A 20,521-nucleotide genomic window follows, 5' to 3' on the forward strand; every position below is an offset into this window, starting at 1 on the left:
ATTAGTTTCCTCCTGTCGCATACGTCATGATCTTCTCTTGTGTGGCTTCTTGCCGAGAGAGTTCCCCTGATATTTTTCCTTCGTGTAAAACAATGATGCGATCGCTGACACCTAGCACTTCTGGTAGATCACTAGAAACCATCAAAATCGCAATACCACGTTCCGCTAACTCATTCATCAGCTGATAAATCTCTCGTTTGGCACCTACGTCTACTCCGCGTGTCGGTTCATCTAAAATCAATACTTTTGGTCCGACACCGATCCACTTCGCCAAAACCACTTTTTGCTGATTTCCACCAGAAAGCTCGCTGGCTAAATTCTGGGCACTCATCGTTTTGATGCGTAAGCGCTCGATCATTAACGCAACGAAACTGGCTTCAGTCTTGCTATCGACCATGCCTGTTTTGACAAAATTATCAATGCTGGGCAAACTGATATTATCGGTCAGGGAAAAGTCTAAGACCAAGCCTTCCGTTTTCCGATTTTCTGTTAGAAAGCCAAAGCCATTGGCGATTGCCTTTGAAGGCGAAGAGTTTTTCACTTCTTGCCCTTCGACGATTAAGGTACCGCTTTCAATTTCATCTAAACCAAATATTCCTCGCATGACTTCTGTGCGTCCAGCACCCATTAAACCTGAGAACCCAAGGATCTCACCTGCTCTGACTTGAAAATTGATGCCTTGGTAAACTTTAGAAGCTGCTGTTAAATTTTTTACTTCAAAAACGACTTCACCGATCTGCGCTTGTTTTTCTGGATAATAATCAGCTAACTCTCTACCGACCATTTTCTTCACGACCTCATCCATCGTTGTATCCTGCGTCTTTTTCGTATCGATCGATAGACCATCCCGCATCACAGTGATCTTGTCACTTATTTTGAAAATCTCCTCCATTCGGTGAGAGATATAAACGATCGCTACGCCGTTTTCTTTCAAGCGACGAATGATTTGAAACAAATTATTAATTTCCTTATCCGACAAGGCAGCAGTCGGTTCATCCATGATCAACACCTTGGCATCAGTCATCAGCGCTTTCGTGATCTCGATCATTTGCTGTTGCCCGACTGAAAGTTCATCCACTTCTTTTTGAAGGGGGATCTGAATCCCTAATTGTTCAAAGACTGCCTGCGCTTTGCTTGCCATTTTCTTCGTATCTAGTAGCCCAAAGGTGGTTTTCAATTCCCGATTCAAGAATAAGTTATCCAATACAGTCATCTGTTCCCAGTTATTCATTTCTTGATGGATAAAGCTCACACCGGCTTGTTCGGCTTCCTTCGGATCGGCGTAGTTCGTTTCTTTGCCATCGATCAAAATCGTCCCTGCATCTTTGGCATGTAACCCAGTTAAAATGTTCATCAACGTTGACTTGCCTGCCCCATTTTCTCCCATTAGGGCATGGATTTCTCCAGGGTACAATGTTAGTGAGACATCTCTTAACACTTGATTCTTCCCAAAGGATTTCTCAATATTGCTCATCTCGACTTGCACATGATTTCCTCCTGTCTCTTTAGAAGATAACGGCTGCTTGTAAAATAATGTTTGAATAGGGTGTCGCTTCCCCTGTTCGAATAATGGCTTTGCTTTCCTTTGTTTCTTCTTTGAATGCCTCATGTGGAACAAAACGAATCGGAACATTCGGGAACGTTTTTTGAATCAATTGCCACTGCTCCGCATTCTCCGTTTTTATTTCCTCTGCTAAAACGATCGCCTCGACTGCCATCTCTTGTTGCATTACTAATAACACCTCTTCAAAACTCGGACTACCTAGTTTTAATGCCAGATCGATTTTTTTCACCCCTGTGGGTACTGGCAACCCCAAGTCCCCGATCGTAAGCTGATCGGTGTGGCCTAAATCCGCCAATACTTTGTCGATCTCACTATTTAATGCCCCATGCTTCTTCATACAATGGACTCTCCTTCATTTCCTTTAATGTAGGCATTCCGCCTTGAGCACCATATCCTTTGACGGAGATTGCTGCTGCTAAGTTGGCAAAGGCAATGGCGTTTTCTAAGGGAACACTTGCTAAAATCCCTACTGCTAATGCACCATTGAAGGTATCACCAGCTCCCGTAGTATCGACCGCAGCAACTGGAAAGGCAGGAACTAAGACCTCCGACTTCCCATTATGGAAAATCGCTCCTTTGGCACCTAGGGTAACGATCAATCGATTAGGGTAGGCTGCTAAAACGTCAGTAAGCTTTTGGTTGGGGAAAAGCAACTTAAACTCATGTTCATTAGGGGTCAGATACCCCACCTTAGATAACATACGCGGATTGAGCTTTCTCGCAGGTGCTGGATTATATAAAACAGGGATTTTTGCTTCCCAACACCAGTCGATGATGGCTTCATTGGCTTCTTGGGGAATCTCGTTTTGCAAAATCACTAAATCAGCCTCTGTGATGTTTCCTTTTATTTCGGAAAAGCGAGCTAAATCAAGCGCATTATTGGCACCGGGTATGACAATGATGCTATTGTCATTTTCATGCAAAATGATATGCGCGGCACCAGATGGAAAATGTGTAACGGGTTCCACATTCTCCGTAGAAACGCCATTCACGTTTAAGTTTTCGACGATTTCATTTCCGAAACGATCGGTTCCTACATGGCCTAGCATTGCTACTTCTGCGCCTAAACGGCTAGCGGCGATGGCTTGGTTTGCTCCTTTGCCGCCAAAATTCGTGTCAAATTTTTCCCCAAAAACCGTTTCTCCTTGATTGGGTTTCACCTTCGTAGTGACTACAAAATCTGTTGCCATACTACCAATGACGATGATCTTATTCAATTGGCGTTCCTCCATTTCTTACTGTCTCTCTTTCTTCTAAATGAACAGGAAGGATGATTTTTTTCTGTTCAATAAATTGATCGTTGATCAATGCAAAGAGCATTTCTGCTCCTTTGTAACCTACTTGATAAGCAGGCTGATGGATCGTCGTCAAGCGTGGCACCACCAATTTACTGATGGGAATATCGTCATAGCCGATCACTTGAAGTTGTTCTGGGATCTTTACGCCATGATGATAAGCCTCTTGCATGATGGCAATCGCATGGGTATCGCTTGGGGCAATCACACTATCGACAGTGGGATGTTCTAAAAAAACTTGTTTCGCTGTCAAGGTCGCATCCTCTAAGAGAAAGGATGTGGATTTCACTAGTGCATAAGGAACTTGTGCTTTTTTCAATGTGTATTCAACACTCAATAAACGATCCCGAGCACGGGTGACAGATTCAGGCCCAGCAATCACGACTACCTTTTTGGGGTCACCTTTTAAGATCGCTTCAGCAGCAAGTTCGCCGCCTTGAAGGTCATCCGAATAAACCCCATATTCGACATCTTGATCGATCCGATCCAAGACGACCGTCGGAATATTGCTTTGGGTACGATTTTTATTTTCGACAGCGGAAAGAATCCCCGCCACATTGTTTTGCTCAAACGCACGTAAATATTCATTGGCTTTCTCATTGTCTTCTTGAATGTTGCCAAGGATGACTTGATAGCCTTTTTTTTGTAGAAAGTCTTCGACGCCTTTGGCTACTAGCGGAAAAAACGGGTTGGATATATCAGGAAGTAGCAAACCAATCAATTTTGACTTTTTCTGATACAGTGAACGTGCGACTTCATTGGGGGAATAATTCAATTCATTGATCGCCTGATGGATTTTCTCACGGGCTTTTTCGCTCACATAGCCAGTCCCATTCATGGCTCTTGAAACTGTCGCCACGGAAAGTCCAGCTAAATTGGCGACATCTTTAATTGTTGTCATGTTGCTCCCCTCCTGTGTAACCGATTACACACCTATCATAGCCGAACTTTGCGAAAATTGCAAGGAGAAATAAAAAAACTTTTTCCCTTGGTGTCCCCTTCTCCTAAAAATGCGTTTTGCTGCATAAATAGCCGCATTTCGAGAAAGCGAGACTTTCTCGAAATGCGGCAAAAGATTTGATGAGCACAGCGACATATCTTTTATTTCCTAACAGTAAAGCTCATTTTTCAATGAAATGAAACTTCAAAGTGATTGACGCCGTCTTGATCCACCGTCAAACTGATTTGTGCCTGCAGCATTTCTGTGATGGCTTTGGCGATGGCTAAACCTAACCCATAGCCACCGTCTTGATGGTTGCGAGAAGGATCCCCGCGGTAGAAGCGATCAAAGACATAGGGAATTTTTTCTTCTGGGATCGGGCAACCACGGTTGGACACTTGCAGCACCGTTTTTCGTTGGCGTTCAACGAGAGCCACTGTGACGGTTTCTCCAGTAGGTGTATATTTCAAGGCATTGTCTACCAAAATCATGGTCAATTGCCGTAAGGCTTGCTCATTGCTTTCAAGGCGCACCTGTTTAGCGATCTGTTCCTGATAGTGGATCCCTTTTTCCAGCGCAATGGCCTCCATGCTTTGATAAACACTTTGCACGACTTGGCTGGCATCGATTACCGAACGCACGACTTCTTGCTCGGCACTTTCGAATTTGGTCAACATCAATAAGCTATTCACTAGCTCATCCATCCGTTCGGAACCTAACTGGATGTTTTCCAGCCATTTCATTTGGCTTTCCAAGGTTTCTTCTGGACTGCCAGCTAATACCTCAGCATTGACTTGAATGATCGCCAATGGTGTTTTCAACTCATGGGAAGCGTTAGAAACAAACTCTTTTTGTTTGCGCCAAGCCAGCTCAACTGGTCGTAAGGCTCGATTGGCGACATAAAAGCTAGCGATATAAATACTGACTAAGGCTAAGACCCCGATGAGCAAAAGCGTGGTTCTTAAGTTGCTTAGACTAGTTTTGTAGTCGGTGACGTCAAAGAACAGCACTTGATAAAATGGCTCGTAATTATTGATACTAGTGGAATATTCCCCCGTCGAATCATGATTGATCGAATAATGACTAAAGGAAGTCACCAAAAAGAGCGCATACCGCCAATTTCGGCCATTCACCTTCACTTCGTTAGGGATCTCCCCTTGTTTCGCCGCTGCATCGACCAATGCTTCATAAAGCTCGTTTTGATCGACGCTCTCATCAATACTTTGAATCACGACATCCATTTGATCCACGTCGACTAGAGCGATTTCTCTGAACTCACTGGTACTATTCGTGATGGTCAACATCATTGGATACTCAGGTTCTGTCAGTGATTGCCGTACTTCCTCCTCATCCATAGGTACCGCAGCTAAGGTGTTGGCTTCTTGCGAGATCAATGATTGGATCTCGTTTTCAATTTGGGTGGCATTCAAAATATAGATAAAGGTAAAGGCACCTAAGACAATGATTGAAATCAACGCCATATTGAACCACAGCATTTTATTCCGTAATTTTTTTAACATGGCGGCTCCTTGCTCTGCAAAATATACCCCGCATTGCGGATCGTGCGAATGCCGATATCCGCTTCAAGCAGCGTCAGTTTTTTCCGCAGCAAAGACACATAGATCTCAACGCGGTTTTCTTCCACATCGGGATCAAAGCCCCAAATCTTATTGATGATGGTTTCTTTTGATAAAATCACTTTAGGTCTGGATAAAAATAGCTCCATCAGTTTCATTTCTTTGGGTGACAGCACCACTTGATTGGTCGTCGTAGCCAACTGCAGCTCATTACGCGCCAAGACCACATTGCCAAATGCTAACTGGTCTTCTTGATAATCCAAGTCTTTTCTTCTGCCTAGCGAACGAATCCGTGCCAGCAGCTCTTTCATTTGAAAGGGTTTCGTCAAGTAATCATCTGCCCCTGCATCCAAGCCGAGCACTTTGTCATCAACTTCGCTTTTGGCCGTCAACATAATGATCGGCGTGCGAATATTTTGCTTGCGTAACGTCTTTAGTAATGTGATCCCATCGATTTTTGGCAGCATGATATCCAAAACGAGAAGGTCATACACCCCACTTGCTGCGTAGTCCAACCCAGTCTCGCCATCATACGCCAAATCAACGGAATAATGCTGTTTTTTCAATAAGCTGGCAACCGCTTCTGCGATCGATGGCTCATCTTCTACGAATAAGATCCGCATCGGTCAGTCCCCCTTTTACACTCATCATTTCTTTTTTCAATCACTTTTCGGTCAGCACAATCATTCCTGTAGGATCATTCCAATTGTTCTCCAATAAACCGTTCTGTTGAAACGATCCGCACGTGTTCACTGGATTGATGAATCCACATGTGTAGCAACAATGCTACCATACCGCTTAACAAAAAGACAAACAGCTTTTTCCTAAGGTCTTGAAAATTCTCTTGATGACGCATGGGTTTCCTCCTTTTTGCAGGTCATCGATAAATCCGCTCGGCTATTCTGGATCAGTAGCCGCTGGGGCTGTCTGATTGCCTAAGCTGATATCGAAAGTGATCGTATCTTCTAACGGTAAAAACTGATTGAACTTGCTCATCCCCACGATTGTCCCGTAGGGTTCTGCTGAATTGACATAACGGACTTGATAGCTGATGTTCGCCCCTTTTGAACGGAATTCATCAAAGAAGAGTTTTTGCAGATCCCCTTCAAGGAGCTCGCTTCGACGGTAATCTTTGATATACGGTTGACCTGCTGAATAGACGACTTCAATGCCTTGGTCATCTTTGCTGGTTAAAACGGTCCCGGCGGTCTCACTTTGCGAGATCAATTGTCCGTAAGGCAGACTCTGAGTAAACTGCATCCGCATCCGCACAGTGACCCCCTCAACAGCGGCCTGGGCATCATCTGGTAAAATCGTTGAAAAGTCTGGTACGGTGACCCCTTTCCCTAGAGAAATCGTTACTTGAAACGCATCCCGTTTCGCGATTTTTTCTTTTGGTGCCACGCTTTGTTCAATGACTTTGCCTTCTTCCACAGTATCCGAAGCCTGTTCTTTGATTTCAAGCTCCAGCTCATGGGCTTTCCCCCATGTTTCTACCTCTGCACGGGTTTTATCACGAAAGTCTGGTACTTCAATATCTTTTTCAAAGGTTTCTTCGCCTTTGGAATAAAAGACTCGTCCGACATCTCGACGATGATAGTTTTCTTGCGAGACTTCTTTATTAGTAAATTCTACTCGAATCGGTGCTTTTTCCTCGATCTCATCGTGGTATTCATCGACGATCGTCAAATTGCTGGCTTGATTTTTTTCGATCCACTCTGCTGCCTCGTCCCTCGTCATTTCCATAAAGTCTGGCAATGCCAATTTCTCTTCTGGATCTGGGCCTTGGCTCACCGTTAGATGCAGGGTGCTTCTTTTTCTGACTCGACTTCTGGCGGCTTCTTCTTGGGCGATCACTTGATTGGCTGGGGCTTCATCATAGGCAGGCGTCACATCGATCGCAAGATCATGTTCCGCCGCCCATTCCCTGACTTCAGAGATCTCTTTGTCCACAAAGTTATCCAGTCGAACGTACGCCAATTGGAAAAATAAAAAGCCGCTGAGTAGAAGTAGTCCGAGTAGCACACCCAGCCCCATCAGTCGTTTTTTCCGCCGTTTCTTTTTGAAGGAGGGATCGTATTCGATCCCCTCTTCTAAAGAAGCTGAACCTTTTTCTTTGCGGGAAGCCCGGGAAGAAGGTGCTTTAGCTGTAGCTGATTCCTTGTCGGGCTCTTTCGGTTCTTCTTCAAACTTCGATAAAAAATCACTCATAGGCCGTCAACTCACCTTTTTTCAAATAAAATGTCTGATCCGACTGCTTGGCAATTTCAGTCGAATGGGTCACTACGATGATGCACTTGTTGTGTAAAGTAGCTAAATCTTTAAAAATATCCACGATTTCTTGCTCCATGCCTTCATCCAAATTTCCCGTCGGCTCATCAGCTAAAATGATATCAACATTGGTCGCCAAGGCACGAGCGATGGCGACCCGCTGTTGTTCCCCACCGGAGAGCTGATTGACGAAACGATCGGCTTTCGTGGAGGTGATTCCGATATAATCCAGCAAGCGATACGCAATTTGATCGTGTTGATCGGGGAGCTTGTTGTCTGAGATCGCCATCGAAACAAGGACATTTTCTAATGCCGTCAAATAAGGGATCAAGTTGTAACTTTGAAAAATCAAACTGATCTTGTTGCGGCGATACTCTTCATAGCCGATCGTTTTGATATTTTTTCCTTCAAAAAATACTTCCCCATCGGTTGGTTGATCCAATGCACTGATCAAGGAAAGAAAGGTGGTCTTTCCAGAGCCTGATTTCCCTAAAATCGTGTAAAATTTACCTTTTTCAAAGGAGATATTGGTTTTATCTAAAATCTTCCGACGATTCTCACCATCTTGGTAGTAATACGTCATCTCTTTGGTTTCTAAAATTGCCATGTTCTTCGCTCCTTACAGCATGATTTTTTTCGGATTCAAACGTAAAATATACAACAGCGGCACCACTGCCGAAAGCAAGATCGTCAAGATCCCGGTCGCTAAAAAGGCAATGATATAAGACAGGGTGTATTGAACGCGAAACGCTTCGTTGATCGTTGCTTGATCGATTTTCGGTACACCCACAAAGAATTGCTCCACCCCTGCTTGATTTGCCTCTAGCATACTGCTGGCTAACAAAGATTCAGAAACCATCTTGCCCAGCATATTCCCTGTGACCAAGGAGATCAACATTGCACTGACACCAATCAACAGGAGTTCGAGCACGATCTGTGCAAACACGTATTTCCGTCGTTCTCCTAACGAAAGGTAGATACCTAACTCATATTTACGATCGCGGGTAAACAGCACAATGATCAAGGAGATAATAATCAAGGAAGCAATCACCGCAATCACTACGACATATGATGAAATCTGTGATAAGCGATTCATGCTGGTCCCCACACGGTCATACTCATCCGTAGAGGCATTGACCTTATAGCCATTTGGCAAGAGCGGTGTCACCTCTTGTTTGAATTGCTCTGCATCTTCTGGTTGGTTCAAAATGAATTGTGGAGTGAAGAACTCCTCATCAGAACCGAAATCTGTCGCTGGAAACGCCGCTTGCTGTCCCGCACGTTCCTCTTCAACAATCGTTTTCACAGCATCATTGGGCATATAGATACGATTGAAAGGCCGATCATCAAATGCAAACGAGCTGACCATGCCATCTTGTCCTTGATCGTTCGCTTTTTCTAAGCTGGTATTTTTAAAGATCCCGATGATTTCAATTGGGTAATCATTGCCTTTTTGCTTCTCAGGGTCCATCCCTGCCGAATAATCAACAAACTGTCCATCTAAGACCATAGTGTCTCCCACGGTCAAGCCGTTTTCCTGAGCAAGCTCTTCAGAAATCAAGCCGACACGTTTTCCCGTACGCTGCTCCTCTTCGTTAAAGAAGCGACCTTGCGTTAAATTCACCGTATCCTCTTCAAAATCTAACGGCTGTAGGAGATTGGTTCCTGTTAAATAGACCGCAGAAGGCATGCCCCCAACGATCATGACATTCTCATCTTCCTCTTGTGGGCTGAAACTATAGGGTTTGAAGTTTTCAACAGCAATCACTGTTTCTCGTAAATAATCGTACTGCTTGACTTCGGAGCGTTCACCGATCTGCTTGATCAGCTCTTCTGACAGCGGCTGAATCTCCTCCATTCTTGCGCCGCTATCACTATTTGCCATCAACGCTTCATAATCGATCTCAATCGTTGCCAGTGAGCCTAATTGGTTTTTGATCTGCTTTTCGACATTTTGAGTCGATTGATTGACCGCAATTGCGCCAGCGATCACATTTCCTAATATCAGAATAACAGCAAACAATATCGCAGATTTCCCTCGCTTTCTCGTCACACTCAGCCATGCTCGTTTCATATAATTCACTTGCCAACATCCTCTCTTTTTTTCTCTAACAAAAGCATACTGGATGAACCTTTAGTGAATCTGTCATTTGCAAATTTTTTCAAAAAAAGCAGAATCGTAGGGAACGTTTGATAAAAAAGACTGTTGTTTCAATGATCGACTCAAGCAATCATCGGAATGTGAATGACAAAAGAACATACCTCCCAAAAGATTTCTTTGGGAGGCTTTGCTATAGTTAACAAAAAAAGACAAAGACCACACCTGGGTCTTTGCCTTTTCACAATCCTATTCGTCAATTTTCTCATTTAATTCGCTGTTACGATAGCCATATACAAAATAGATCGCGATTCCGATCACTAAGGAGATCCCAAAAACGATCCAGGTCGCCGTTTGCAGACGGGTCATCAAGAAGAGACAGCTGGCAACGGACAACAAAGGCAATAACGGTACCAGGGGTACTTTAAATTCACCTTTAGCAGGTGGCCCCATCATCTTCCGCAGCTTGATGATCCCTAAGGACATTAAGATCATATAAGACAATGCCGCAATGTTGGTCAATTCTGCCAAGATATTCAACGGGAAAGCTGCCGCAAAGAAGAAAGCAAAAACACCAGCGATGTAGGTCGCTTTCTTTGGTGTTTTATGCTTAGGATCTATGGCTTGCATGGCTTTTGGCAATAACCCATCTTTACTGATGGCATATAACAGACGCGCCAAAGAGTACATCATAGCGATCGTCACTGTTAATAAGGTCAAGATCGCCCCTACGGAAATGATTGATCCGACCACTCCATGACCGACATAACGCATCGCAAAAGCCACCGGATCATTGACTCCTAATTCAGCAAACGGCACGATTCCCGTCATGATCAGTGTGACAATGATATAAAGGACTGTTGCGATAGCAATGGACCCAATGATCCCCCGAGGGACATTTTTCTTTGCATCTTCAACTTCTTCCGCCGCCATTGCGACGGCATCAAAGCCAAGAAAAGCAAAGAAGACTAACGCTGCACCATTAAAGACGCCTGAAAAACCAAAGGGCATAAAGGGCTGCCAGTTGTCTGGTTCCACGAAAAAGGCACCAAAGACGATAAACAAGAGGATCACGCCGAATTTCACCCATACCATGGCATTATTCAAACGCAACGCTTTTTTCGCTTCTTGGCTGACCCATAAGGTTACAAAAATAATGACTAAACCAGCAATCAGATCAATGTAGGTCCCCTTGCTTGGATCATAACCGCCCGTCAAAGCGGTTGGTAAATGGATATCCGCACTGGCCAAGAAGCCTTGCACATAGCCTGACCAGCCAGATGCCACCGAAGAAACGGCCAATAAGAACTCGCAAATCAAAAACCAGCCTGCCAGCCACGCGGTAAATTCACCAAAAACGACATACAGATACGAATAGGCGCCCCCTAAAACAGGGATCCGAGAAGCAAATTCCGCAAAAGAAAGCCCTGATAACACAACAACGATACCAGCTACAACAAAGGAAAGAATCAATGCCGGTCCGGCATACTCAGCAGAAGCAGTCCCTGTAACAACAAAGATACCTGTGCCGATAATGGCGCCGATCCCCAACATAATCAAATCTTTTAACTTCAACTCTTTTTTTAAATTCGTCACACTTTCCCGTTGTATGACTTTTTTTCGAAATAAATCCATAACTCCTCCTCAAAAATATAAGTTTATGTTGCTTTCATATACCCCAGCAAAACACCACCGATAATCACCAGCAGACAACCAATCACCACATAACGCAGTTCTTTCTTGGTTTTCTTTTCGCCGAGAATAAAAATCCCGCCTAGCGTTGAAATGATGATCCCCATCTGCGACAATGAGAAGCCCACCGCGAGTCCGACTTGCTGAACCGTGATCAGCATGCAGACATTGCCGATGCCCCATAACAACCCTGACAAAGTATTTTTCCCTACAAAACGGTCGACCTTCGTCTTTCGTAAAGCAAATAGGCTGGCACCGATCAGCATTCCGATACTTTGCGGCAAAATGATCGCTAGCGGATCCAATCCTGCCCAAGTAATCAAAATCGTATAGGCGCCGTAACCGATCGTTGATGAGATCAATGCCCGAAATCCTTTAGGAAAATCAAGCATCTTGCTGCCAGCTTCTACCGGACTTTCGCCATCTTGACGAGCGGTCAGATACGCCCCGATCACCAACAAGATCAATGCGCTAACACCTAGTGCATAATCGCGGGTCTGTGTCCATTCTGCAAAAAACAATGCACCTGCGACTGTATTTAAAATCAGCTGCATGCCGGTTGAAAGCGGCAGTCCAACAGACACACCTAAATATTTCATGCCATGGAATTGACCGTTTTGACCGACGGACCAAAAAAGACCAGACAAAAGACCGATCAAAATCACCTTTCCATCAATCACTGGCATCGTCACAAAAAATACGACCAGCGAAAAGAAAAAGGCACCAATCGTCATTCCTAGCGTTTGCTGGTTCGCATCCCCGCCAAGTTTGGCACTTACTAAACCAATGCTGCCCCACGCAAACATTGGTACTAATGCAACGAGTATCTCCATTTCATTCATCCTTACCATTCAATTTTAAACACAGGCTTTAGTGTATCAGTGAAAACGTTCTAGGGACAAGTGATTTTTGTCAAAAAACACAAAAAGATACTCGAAAAAAACAGATTAGCGTTTTTCCTCATAATAACTCAACAACGGAAAGAACAGCGTCATCGTGGTTCCTTTTCCAACTGTCGACGAAGCCGTTAGCTCGATGCCTAATTCCTTCGCTAAACTTTTCGCTAAAAAGAGCCCCAATCCCGTCGAGTGGGTGTCCGTTTGGCGCCCATTTTCGCCCGTAAAGCCTTTATCAAAGATGCGCCGCATGTCTTCTTTAGGAATGCCGATCCCACTATCTTGCAAGTGGAGATAGGTCCCTTGGGCATCTTTTTCGATCCGAATCGTCAGCTGCCCATTTTGTGGTGTGTACTTCACGGCATTGCTGACCAGCTGTCGAAAGATAAAGCCGAGCCATTTTTCATCGGTCAACACTTGCTGATCCTCGCCTTCAACGGCATAGTGCAGGTTCTTTTGGATAAAATAATTGGCCTGACTGCGTAAAACTGGCTGGATGACGGCTTTCAATGAAATTTCTTGGACCAGATAATCTTTTGAAAAGCTGTCTAAGCGGGCGACGTATAAGACTTGCTCGACGTATTCGTTCATGCGGTTCAATTCATTTTCTAGTAAGATGAATTTTTCATCGGGAATATCAAATTCGATCGAATGCAAAAGCAATCGTGATGCAGCTAAAGGGACTTTGATCTCATGGACCCACGAATCGATGTATTCCTTTTGTTCTTCTTGATTGCTGACGACTTGCTGCATCAATTCTTGGTGCTCTCGGATCAACTGATTGATGTAGGATTCGATCCGTTCTTCTTCCGCCGAGCGTGCTCCTTGCAAGTAGTTTTGCAGCAAGCTGTCTCCAGGCTTGGGGGTGATTTTTTGCCAAAAACGCCGCTTAGATAAGTAGCTGACTGCTAAAAAGAACACCATCAAGACACTTTGCATCAAAAAGAGATAGCCGACTGTGCCCCAATCCATCGGGGAATGAGGAGTCAGCCAAAAAACTAAGACCGTCAACACGAAAAAGACTAGCCAACCGATAAACAGCAGCCAACGATCTTTCAAAAAACTGCGCAAAACTCGCCACTTTGTCATGGTACGATATACCCTTGACCAACCTTGGTCTCAATGTAGCCGTTCATCCCCGCTTGTTCGATTTTTCGTCGCAAACGATTGATATTGACCGTCAAGGTATTGTCGTCTACAAATCGCTCGTCATCCCATAAGGCCCGCAAGAGTTTTTCCCGACTTAAAATCTTGCCGTGATTTTTCATCAAAATATACAGCAGGCGGTATTCGTTTTTGCTAAGATCGATGCTTTCGCCATTGATATACATGCTGCTGTTGTCGATATTGAGGGTCAAACCGTTATGCACTAACGTTTCACTGCTACTTTCTACATAGTTGTAGGAACGGCGCAGCAGCGCATTGATTTTTGCAATCAGAACGTCGATCTCAAAAGGTTTTGTCACAAAATCGTCCGCTCCCATATTCATGGCCATGATCATATCCATATTGGTGTTGCGGCTAGAAATAAAAATGATTGGTACTTTGGAAGCTTCGCGGATTTTTTGACACCAATAGTAGCCATCAAAAACCGGCAAGTTGATATCCAGTAAAATCAGTTGGGGCTCTTGTTCTTCAAAGTCAGTCAACACTTGATGGAAATCCGTCGTGCCAAAGGTCTCAAACTGCCATTTTTCTAGTTCTTCGATAATCAGTTGGCGAATCACCGCTTCATCTTCTACTACCATTATTTTTGCCATATCCGTGAATTCCCTCACTTTGTGTAATTTTCTCCTCTTTACTTTATCAAATATCAAAAACGAATGCGAACATTAATCGCCGTTTTTAGCAAACCCTAAAAAACCTCTTCACTGTCCTGAGGAATCAGTGAAGAGGCAAACAAAAAACGGACGACTAGGTTACTCGATGATCTCAACAGTCTCAATTAGTAGTTTTCCGATAAACAATAAAATCCCATCGAAAAAAAGCACACTCATGTTGACACCTAATAGCATTGATAACCGTTCAACGACATCGATTTTTGGTCGTTTGTTCAAATAACGAAACAAGAAAAAATTCACACCATACGTCACTGCCATGATCAGCAGCATCAAGATCACCATTTTAGTTCCCTGCTTTTCTTCAAATTTTTGGTTGCTGTGCTAAAAACTGTGTCAGTTTACTTTGATCGATGGCTTCATACTGCGATAGGAAGCGACCGATTGCTTGAACGACTGCCGGTAGATGACCCGCTTCATCATTTTCGATCTGCAGCACCAGCAGTGGTTCGTGCAAGCTCATTCGCAGCAAGAACCAGCCTTGGCCATAGGGCGCTGTCAAGTTGATGCGAATGCCTTCCTCATTTTCTGGATCGATCTGCCAGCCTGGCAGCAAATGATCGGCTAAATCCGCGATCACTTGGCGACCATAGTCTTGATAGTCGGCTTTTTGGATCGCAAAGCGCAATTCTTGGGTCTCGGCGGGTTGTTGCAACGCCGCGATCAGCTCATCCAGTGTCGTGCCTTGCTGTTGCAATTGTGGCAGCATCATCAAGAGCTTGGCGATCACGTACGCCCCGTCATCTAAAAATAAATTTTCTTTAAACGCGGCATGCCCGCTGGTTTCGATGGCTAACTGTGTGTCCAGTCCTGCTTCATTCAATTCAATCGCTTTGTTGATCACATTGCGGTAGCCAGAAATATAGCGTACTTGCTGCCCTCCCAGTGCTTCGATAAAGGTTTTTAAATGATTAGAGGTTGGTGAATTAGTGACGATACGCGTGCCAGGGTGTTCCGCTAAGATGATCTTGCTTAATACAGCAATCATATTGTTGCGGTTCAAGGGCTCACCGCTTTTGGTCACGACAGCCGAGCGGTCGACATCGGTATCGAAAATAATGCCTAGATCGGCTTGTTCTCGTAAGACGGCTTCACGAATACTTGCCATCGCCTCTTTATTGTCTGGATTAGGGATATGATTGGGAAAATGCCCATCCGGTTCTAAAAATTGCGAGCCATTCGTATCTGCCCCTAGCGGCAGCAACACTTTTTCAGCAAAAAAGCCGCCGGCACCATTGCCTGCATCAACAATGATCTTTAATCCAGCCAAGGGTTTTTCCTCATTGGTTCCCATCCCTTGGCGAATTTTTTGCAGTAGATCTTGGGCATAAGGCGTCAGCAGGTCTTTTTGCTGATAGCTTCCTTTTTCCGCTGCCTCATGAACGGTAGTGTGGGTCAAAATATAGTGGATATCCATTTTTTCGGCACCGCCTTGGCGGCTGAAAATTTTTATTCCATTAAAGTAATAAGGCAAATGACTCGCTGTCAGCATCACACCAGCATCACAGTCGAAATCCGCAAACTGTGTGCTCATAAACATGGCTGGTGTCGTTGCCAAGCCACAATCGATCACTGCCACGCCTTCTTGCTGCAGCTGTGCCATCAACACTTCTTGCAGTGCTTCGCCACTCAAGCGACTGTCACGACCGACTGCCACGCGAAAAGGTCCGCTGCCCTTTGTTTCCAACCAGTTGCGCAAGCCCGAAGCAACTTGCCGAACCGCTTGCTCCGTCAGCGTCACCTGTTCTTTTTCTGTTGCGATCGCAATCCCTCGAATATCAGAACCATTTTGCAAATCAACGATGTTCATTTCCTCCACCCCTTCTTGTAACCGGAATCAATTTTATTATACCAGAGAAAAAAGGAAATGAAATTGCTTTTTAGTATTTTTTACTATAAATAGTTTACTTTCCTTATTCTTTAAACGGAATCCCTTCCAGTTGCAGTAGTCGGCGTTTGGTTGCTAACCCGCCCCGATACCCCGTCAAGCGGCCGTTTTTTCCTAACACCCGATGACAAGGAACCACGATCATCATTGGGTTACGCCCCACTGCGTTGGCGACAGCTCGGACAGCGGTCGGACGTTGAATGCGCAGCGCCAAGTCACTATACGTAGTGGTTTGCCCATAAGGAATTTGGGTCAGTGCTTGCCAAACGGTTTGTTGAAACGGTGTCCCGACAAAATCAAACGCAAAAGTAAATGTCACTGGTTCCCCTGCAAAATACGCTTGCAGCTGCGCTTCAATTACTGGGTCAAGGTCAGCTGTACTACTGATTTCAGCCAATGGAAAGAACTTGAGTAATTCATGATGATCCTGCTGCCGACCAAAATAAACTAACCCTTTTTCCGATTGGACCACTTCATACCACTCATCATCTAAAACGATCTTTGCCAATGCTAGTTTCATGTTTTCACCTCATGGAATCCATTTTTCGCAGCACAACTGCTGACGTGCTGCCGCCGTTGTGCGGATGTCTCAGTGACAGTATACCATTTTTTCGAGCTGCGCAAAAAAACCGACTGGCTTACTGCCAATCGGTCGTTGCAAACAAGGGAAAAATAGGTAGATCGCCAGTCGCTGCAGCTTCAAGCCGTAGCCATGGCAGGATCAATCCAATTCGATTTTTCCAGTATAGAGCTGATAATAGGTGCCTTTTTCCGCCAATAGCGTTTCATGAGTCCCCCGCTCAATGATACGGCCATGATCCATCACCATGATGGCATCGGAGTTTTGGATCGTAGACAATCGATGAGCAATCACAAACACGGTCCGTCCAGACATCAAACGGTCCATCCCTGATTGGACGATCCGCTCTGTACGGGTATCGATGCTTGAGGTGGCTTCGTCTAAGATCATCACTGGCGGATCAGCGATCGCTGCCCGCGCAATTGCCAACAGCTGACGTTGCCCTTGGGAAAGCCCTTCGCCATCGCCCGTGATCACGGTGTCGTATTTTTCTGGCAAGTGGTTGATAAACATGTCGGCATTGGCTAATTTCGCAGCTGCCAGCACTTCTTCATCACTAGCATCCAGTTTTCCGAAGCGAATATTCTCGCGAATCGTTCCAGTAAACAAATGGGTGTCTTGCAACACGATCCCTAAGGAGCGGCGCAGGGATTCAAGATGGATTTTTTCAATATTGATGCCATCATAACGAATCTTCCCGTCTTGGATGTTGTAGAACCGATTGATCAAATTGGTGATCGTTGTCTTACCAGCACCTGTGGCACCAACAAAAGCAACTTTTTGCCCAGGCTCTGCATACAGATTGATATCATGTAAGACCAGTTGATTGTCGACATAGCCGAAATCAACATCTTCAAATCGCACGTCTCCCGTCACTTCCGTATAGGTAATGGTCCCATCCTCGTGGGGATGTTTCCACGCCCACGTGCCTGTTCGTTCTTTGGTTTCAACTAGCTGACCTTGCGACCATTTGGCATTGACCAGTGTGACGTAGCCATGATCGATTTCTGGCGTTTCATCTAATAGATGGAAGATCCGCTCGGCACCAGCTAACGCCATGATCACAAAATTGATTTGTTGTGACACCTGGCTGATAGGACCATTTAATGAACGGCTCAGCTGCAAGAAAGAAGCGATCATCCCGACCGTTAGGCCAGAAACACCATTGATGGCAAACAGGCCCCCAATGATGGCGATCAAGACATATTGGACATTCAGTAAGTTCATCATGATCGGCATCAAGGTATTGGCATTGACATTGGCTTTAGTGGCACTTTCTTGTAGTTGGTCATTTAAGGCATCAAATTCTTCCATGACGATTTTTTCATGATTGAAGATCTTGACGACTTTTTGCCCGTGCATCATTTCTTCGATATACCCGTTGACAGCGCCTAAATCTCGTTGCTGTGCGCCAAAGAAGCGGCCGCTGCGGCGAGAAATGATGCGGATCACATTCAGCATCAAAATAATCGACAGCATCACGAACAAAGTCAATGGGACACTGATGGAGAACATAGCGATAAAGACAGAACAAAAGGTTACCGCCGCCATCATCAAGTTGGGAATACTTTGGGAGATCATTTGGCGCAACGTATCCGTATCGTTGGTAAAGTGACTCATGATGTCGCCATCTGAGCGGGCATCAAAGTAACCGACGGGTAGAGACTGCATATGCGTAAACATTTGGTCACGGATTTTTTTCTGCGTCCCCTCACTGATCTTGACCATCATAAAGTTATAGATCAGTGCGGCCAAGATCCCAATCAGGTAGATGATCGCCATTTGAACGATCGCCCGAAACAAACCGCCAAAATCAGGATTGGCTTGCCCTAAAAGCGGTGTGATATGATCGTCGATCACGACTTGTAAAAACAACGAACCGCGAACGTTGGCAAAGGCACTTAATAAGATCATAACAACGACGAATAGGAGTTGTCCTTTGTAGTCGCCAAACATCGTCCGCAATAAGCGTTTCAATGTGCGCTTGGGATTTGCTGCTTGTCTATTCTTCACCTTCACCAAATCCTTTCTGCTGCGAATGGTACACTTCTTGATAGATGGCATTGTTTGCCAATAATTCTTCATGGGTACCGATGCCGTTGATTTTGCCATCATCCATTACGATGATCCGATCTGCATCTTCGATCGAATTGATCCGTTGGGAAATAATGATCGTCGTCGTTCCAGGGATTTCTCGTTTCAAGCCTTCACGAATACTGCGGTCGGTTTTGGTATCGACGGCACTGGTAGAATCATCGAGGATCAAGATTTTCGGTTTCTTCAACAAGGCACGAGCAATCGTCAACCGTTGTTTTTGTCCACCAGAAACATTGTTTCCTCCTTGTGAGATCTGCGTTTCATATTTATCAGGAAATTCTTGAATGAAGGGATCGGCTTGTGCGATCGTTGCCACGCGCTGGATCTTTTCATCCGACGCCTCTTCATTGCCCCAACGTAAATTGTCGTTGATGGTGCCGCTGAAAAGGACATTGTTTTGCAAGACCATACTTACTTGGTCCCGCAATGCTTCTAAATCATAGTCGCGAACATCATGACCGCCGACGATGACACGCCCTTCAATCACATCATATAAGCGCGGGATCAGCTGGACGAGGGTGGATTTTCCGCTCCCGGTCCCGCCAATGACTCCAATGACTTCCCCGGATTCGATACGCAGATTTGCATCCGTCAGCGCCAGCTTGTTTTTGTCATTGGCGTAACTAAAGCCGACATTCTCAAAAACGATGGAGCCGTCTTTGATCTCTTTGACTGGATCGGCGGGATTTTTCAAGTCACTTTCTTCATCTAATACTTCTACGACCCGTTCGGCAGACGTTCGTGCGATCAAAATCTGCACGAAAGCCATCGACATCATCATCAAGCTCATCAAAATCTGCATCGTGTAGTTGAACATGCTGACTAACTCACCAGTGGTCAGGCTACTTTGTTCCACGATCAGCTGGGCACCAAACCATGACAGGAGCAGCATACACGTATAGACAGAAAATTGCATCAATGGCATGTTGAAAGAGACGATTCGTTGCGCAAGCGTGAAATTCCGATAAACATCGGTGGACACTTCGCCAAACAGTTCTTCTTGCTGTTCTTCCCGGACATACGATTTCACGACGCGAACCCCTTGTAAATTTTCTTGCACCACATTATTCAGGCGGTCATAAATGCGGAATACTTTTAAAAACAGCGGGTGGGCAAAACGTATAACTAAAGCCAGACCAATCGCTAAGATCGGTAAAACAACCAGATAGATCGTCATAAGTTCTGGACTGATGGTGCTAACCATTGCAAGTGAAAAAATCAGAACTAACGGACTACGGACCAGAATACGAATAATCATTTGGTAAGCATTTTGGACGTTGGTCACGTCAGTGGTCAAGCGGGTGATCAAACTGGAGGAAGAAAAGCGGTCAATGTTTGAAAAGGAAAAATCTTGGATTCGGCGAAACAGATTGTGCCGCAGGTTGCGGGCAAAACCAGCCGAAGCGATCGCTGCCGTTCGTCCGCCAAGCGTTCCTAAAAGTAATGCGATCAAGGAACATAAAAAAAGCAAGCCGCCATCTCTTAGAATCACACCGGCGTCTCCTTTTTCGATCCCTTGGTCGATCATCATGGCCATGATCAGGGGCATAATGACATCTAAGGCAACCTCTCCTGCTACATACACAGGGGTCAGCAAGCTGTCCTTCTTATAGCTGCCAACATTCGCGAGTAATTTTTTTATCATTTGTTTCGTCCCTTCTATAGATGGCACTGCGGAGCCATTTTTTATCGTTACCATCAAGTTTACTTTATCGACCCAGCGATTTCAAGCGGCTCGCTTGTGTTTTTTTTACAATTAGTAAGTAAAAAGCACCCTTCCAAAAA

General features: G+C 44.9%; 19 protein-coding genes. All 19 read right to left on the bottom strand.

Features of this window, described 5'->3' with window-relative positions; all coding sequences use genetic code 11:
- Window position 1 precedes the first annotated feature (1 nt).
- Window positions 2–1,486, bottom strand: a complete 1,485-nt coding sequence (locus IGJ44_RS15120) for a sugar ABC transporter ATP-binding protein (RefSeq protein ID WP_060792555.1) — start codon at window positions 1,484–1,486, stop codon at window positions 2–4.
- A 19-nt stretch (window positions 1,487–1,505) separates the two neighbouring features.
- Complete coding sequence (gene rbsD / locus IGJ44_RS15125) at window positions 1,506–1,901, bottom strand: D-ribose pyranase (protein ID WP_167827316.1); 396 nt, start codon at window positions 1,899–1,901, stop codon at window positions 1,506–1,508.
- Window positions 1,876–2,781, bottom strand: coding sequence for a ribokinase (gene rbsK, locus IGJ44_RS15130; protein ID WP_167827317.1), 906 nt, complete (start codon window positions 2,779–2,781; stop codon window positions 1,876–1,878). The genes rbsD and rbsK overlap by 26 nt, the downstream gene beginning before the upstream one ends.
- Window positions 2,774–3,760 (bottom strand): LacI family DNA-binding transcriptional regulator, encoded by a 987-nt coding sequence (locus IGJ44_RS15135; protein WP_167827318.1) that lies wholly within the window; start codon window positions 3,758–3,760, stop codon window positions 2,774–2,776. The genes rbsK and IGJ44_RS15135 overlap by 8 nt, the downstream gene beginning before the upstream one ends.
- 227 nt (window positions 3,761–3,987) lie before the next feature.
- A complete protein-coding gene (locus IGJ44_RS15140) occupies window positions 3,988–5,319 on the bottom strand; it encodes a sensor histidine kinase (protein ID WP_167827319.1) in 1,332 nt (443 codons plus the stop codon).
- Window positions 5,313–5,999 carry a response regulator transcription factor gene (locus tag IGJ44_RS15145; RefSeq protein WP_074934044.1) on the bottom strand — a complete coding sequence of 229 codons (687 nt, stop codon included), beginning with the start codon at window positions 5,997–5,999 and terminating at the stop codon, window positions 5,313–5,315. Before IGJ44_RS15145 ends, IGJ44_RS15140 begins: the two co-directional genes overlap by 7 nt.
- Window positions 6,000–6,073: 74 nt before the next feature.
- Window positions 6,074–6,232, bottom strand: a complete 159-nt coding sequence (locus IGJ44_RS15150; protein ID WP_005233508.1) for a hypothetical protein — start codon at window positions 6,230–6,232, stop codon at window positions 6,074–6,076.
- 41 nt (window positions 6,233–6,273) lie between these two features.
- Window positions 6,274–7,587, bottom strand: a complete 1,314-nt coding sequence (locus IGJ44_RS15155; RefSeq protein ID WP_430605915.1) for a PASTA domain-containing protein — start codon at window positions 7,585–7,587, stop codon at window positions 6,274–6,276.
- Window positions 7,580–8,254, bottom strand: a complete 675-nt coding sequence (locus tag IGJ44_RS15160) for an ABC transporter ATP-binding protein (RefSeq protein ID WP_016609985.1) — start codon at window positions 8,252–8,254, stop codon at window positions 7,580–7,582. Before IGJ44_RS15160 ends, IGJ44_RS15155 begins: the two co-directional genes overlap by 8 nt.
- A 12-nt stretch (window positions 8,255–8,266) precedes the next feature.
- Window positions 8,267–9,721 (bottom strand): ABC transporter permease, encoded by a 1,455-nt coding sequence (locus tag IGJ44_RS15165; RefSeq protein WP_167827327.1) that lies wholly within the window; start codon window positions 9,719–9,721, stop codon window positions 8,267–8,269.
- Window positions 9,722–9,994: 273 nt separating this feature from the next.
- Window positions 9,995–11,380, bottom strand: coding sequence for an APC family permease (locus IGJ44_RS15170; RefSeq protein WP_081116932.1), 1,386 nt, complete (start codon window positions 11,378–11,380; stop codon window positions 9,995–9,997).
- 23 nt (window positions 11,381–11,403) lie between these two features.
- Window positions 11,404–12,270, bottom strand: a complete 867-nt coding sequence (locus IGJ44_RS15175) for a GRP family sugar transporter (protein WP_077452324.1) — start codon at window positions 12,268–12,270, stop codon at window positions 11,404–11,406.
- Between the two features lie 114 nt (window positions 12,271–12,384).
- Window positions 12,385–13,422 carry a two-component system sensor histidine kinase SapS gene (sapS, locus tag IGJ44_RS15180; RefSeq protein WP_010749047.1) on the bottom strand — a complete coding sequence of 346 codons (1,038 nt, stop codon included), beginning with the start codon at window positions 13,420–13,422 and terminating at the stop codon, window positions 12,385–12,387.
- Window positions 13,419–14,093 carry a two-component system response regulator SapR gene (sapR, locus tag IGJ44_RS15185; protein ID WP_005227794.1) on the bottom strand — a complete coding sequence of 225 codons (675 nt, stop codon included), beginning with the start codon at window positions 14,091–14,093 and terminating at the stop codon, window positions 13,419–13,421. Before sapR ends, sapS begins: the two co-directional genes overlap by 4 nt.
- Window positions 14,094–14,252: 159 nt before the next feature.
- Window positions 14,253–14,456 (bottom strand): hypothetical protein, encoded by a 204-nt coding sequence (locus tag IGJ44_RS15190; protein WP_005227790.1) that lies wholly within the window; start codon window positions 14,454–14,456, stop codon window positions 14,253–14,255.
- 19 nt (window positions 14,457–14,475) lie between these two features.
- On the bottom strand, window positions 14,476–15,981 hold the full coding sequence (locus IGJ44_RS15195) for a phosphomannomutase/phosphoglucomutase (RefSeq protein WP_167827320.1): 1,506 nt from the start codon (window positions 15,979–15,981) through the stop codon (window positions 14,476–14,478).
- A 103-nt stretch (window positions 15,982–16,084) separates the two neighbouring features.
- Window positions 16,085–16,579, bottom strand: a complete 495-nt coding sequence (locus IGJ44_RS15200; protein WP_015510466.1) for a methylated-DNA--[protein]-cysteine S-methyltransferase — start codon at window positions 16,577–16,579, stop codon at window positions 16,085–16,087.
- A 201-nt stretch (window positions 16,580–16,780) separates the two neighbouring features.
- On the bottom strand, window positions 16,781–18,703 hold the full coding sequence (locus tag IGJ44_RS15205) for an ABC transporter ATP-binding protein (RefSeq protein ID WP_005227782.1): 1,923 nt from the start codon (window positions 18,701–18,703) through the stop codon (window positions 16,781–16,783).
- A complete protein-coding gene (locus IGJ44_RS15210; RefSeq protein ID WP_074536174.1) occupies window positions 18,642–20,381 on the bottom strand; it encodes an ABC transporter ATP-binding protein in 1,740 nt (579 codons plus the stop codon). The genes IGJ44_RS15205 and IGJ44_RS15210 overlap by 62 nt, the downstream gene beginning before the upstream one ends.
- Between the last annotated feature and the right edge of the window lie 140 nt (window positions 20,382–20,521).

Source organism: Enterococcus sp. DIV1368d (genome assembly GCF_050542975.1).
GTDB lineage: Bacteria > Bacillota > Bacilli > Lactobacillales > Enterococcaceae > Enterococcus_D > Enterococcus_D casseliflavus.

Excerpts from the sequence above, each read along its gene's own strand:
- rbsD (WP_167827316.1), bottom strand. The coding sequence starts at position 1,901 with ATGAAGAAGCATGGGGCATTAAATAGTGAGATCGACAAAGTATTGGCG.
- IGJ44_RS15135 (WP_167827318.1), bottom strand. The coding sequence starts at position 3,760 with ATGACAACAATTAAAGATGTCGCCAATTTAGCTGGACTTTCCGTGGCG.
- IGJ44_RS15140 (WP_167827319.1), bottom strand. The coding sequence starts at position 5,319 with ATGTTAAAAAAATTACGGAATAAAATGCTGTGGTTCAATATGGCGTTG.
- IGJ44_RS15145 (WP_074934044.1), bottom strand. The coding sequence starts at position 5,999 with ATGCGGATCTTATTCGTAGAAGATGAGCCATCGATCGCAGAAGCGGTT.
- IGJ44_RS15150 (WP_005233508.1), bottom strand. The coding sequence starts at position 6,232 with ATGCGTCATCAAGAGAATTTTCAAGACCTTAGGAAAAAGCTGTTTGTC.
- IGJ44_RS15155 (WP_430605915.1), bottom strand. The coding sequence starts at position 7,587 with ATGAGTGATTTTTTATCGAAGTTTGAAGAAGAACCGAAAGAGCCCGAC.
- IGJ44_RS15160 (WP_016609985.1), bottom strand. The coding sequence starts at position 8,254 with ATGGCAATTTTAGAAACCAAAGAGATGACGTATTACTACCAAGATGGT.
- IGJ44_RS15165 (WP_167827327.1), bottom strand. The coding sequence starts at position 9,721 with ATGAAACGAGCATGGCTGAGTGTGACGAGAAAGCGAGGGAAATCTGCG.
- IGJ44_RS15170 (WP_081116932.1), bottom strand. The coding sequence starts at position 11,380 with ATGGATTTATTTCGAAAAAAAGTCATACAACGGGAAAGTGTGACGAAT.
- IGJ44_RS15175 (WP_077452324.1), bottom strand. The coding sequence starts at position 12,270 with ATGGAGATACTCGTTGCATTAGTACCAATGTTTGCGTGGGGCAGCATT.
- sapS (WP_010749047.1), bottom strand. The coding sequence starts at position 13,422 with ATGACAAAGTGGCGAGTTTTGCGCAGTTTTTTGAAAGATCGTTGGCTG.
- sapR (WP_005227794.1), bottom strand. The coding sequence starts at position 14,093 with ATGGCAAAAATAATGGTAGTAGAAGATGAAGCGGTGATTCGCCAACTG.
- IGJ44_RS15190 (WP_005227790.1), bottom strand. The coding sequence starts at position 14,456 with ATGGTGATCTTGATGCTGCTGATCATGGCAGTGACGTATGGTGTGAAT.
- IGJ44_RS15195 (WP_167827320.1), bottom strand. The coding sequence starts at position 15,981 with ATGAACATCGTTGATTTGCAAAATGGTTCTGATATTCGAGGGATTGCG.
- IGJ44_RS15200 (WP_015510466.1), bottom strand. The coding sequence starts at position 16,579 with ATGAAACTAGCATTGGCAAAGATCGTTTTAGATGATGAGTGGTATGAA.
- IGJ44_RS15205 (WP_005227782.1), bottom strand. The coding sequence starts at position 18,703 with ATGCCATCTATCAAGAAGTGTACCATTCGCAGCAGAAAGGATTTGGTG.
- IGJ44_RS15210 (WP_074536174.1), bottom strand. The coding sequence starts at position 20,381 with ATGATAAAAAAATTACTCGCGAATGTTGGCAGCTATAAGAAGGACAGC.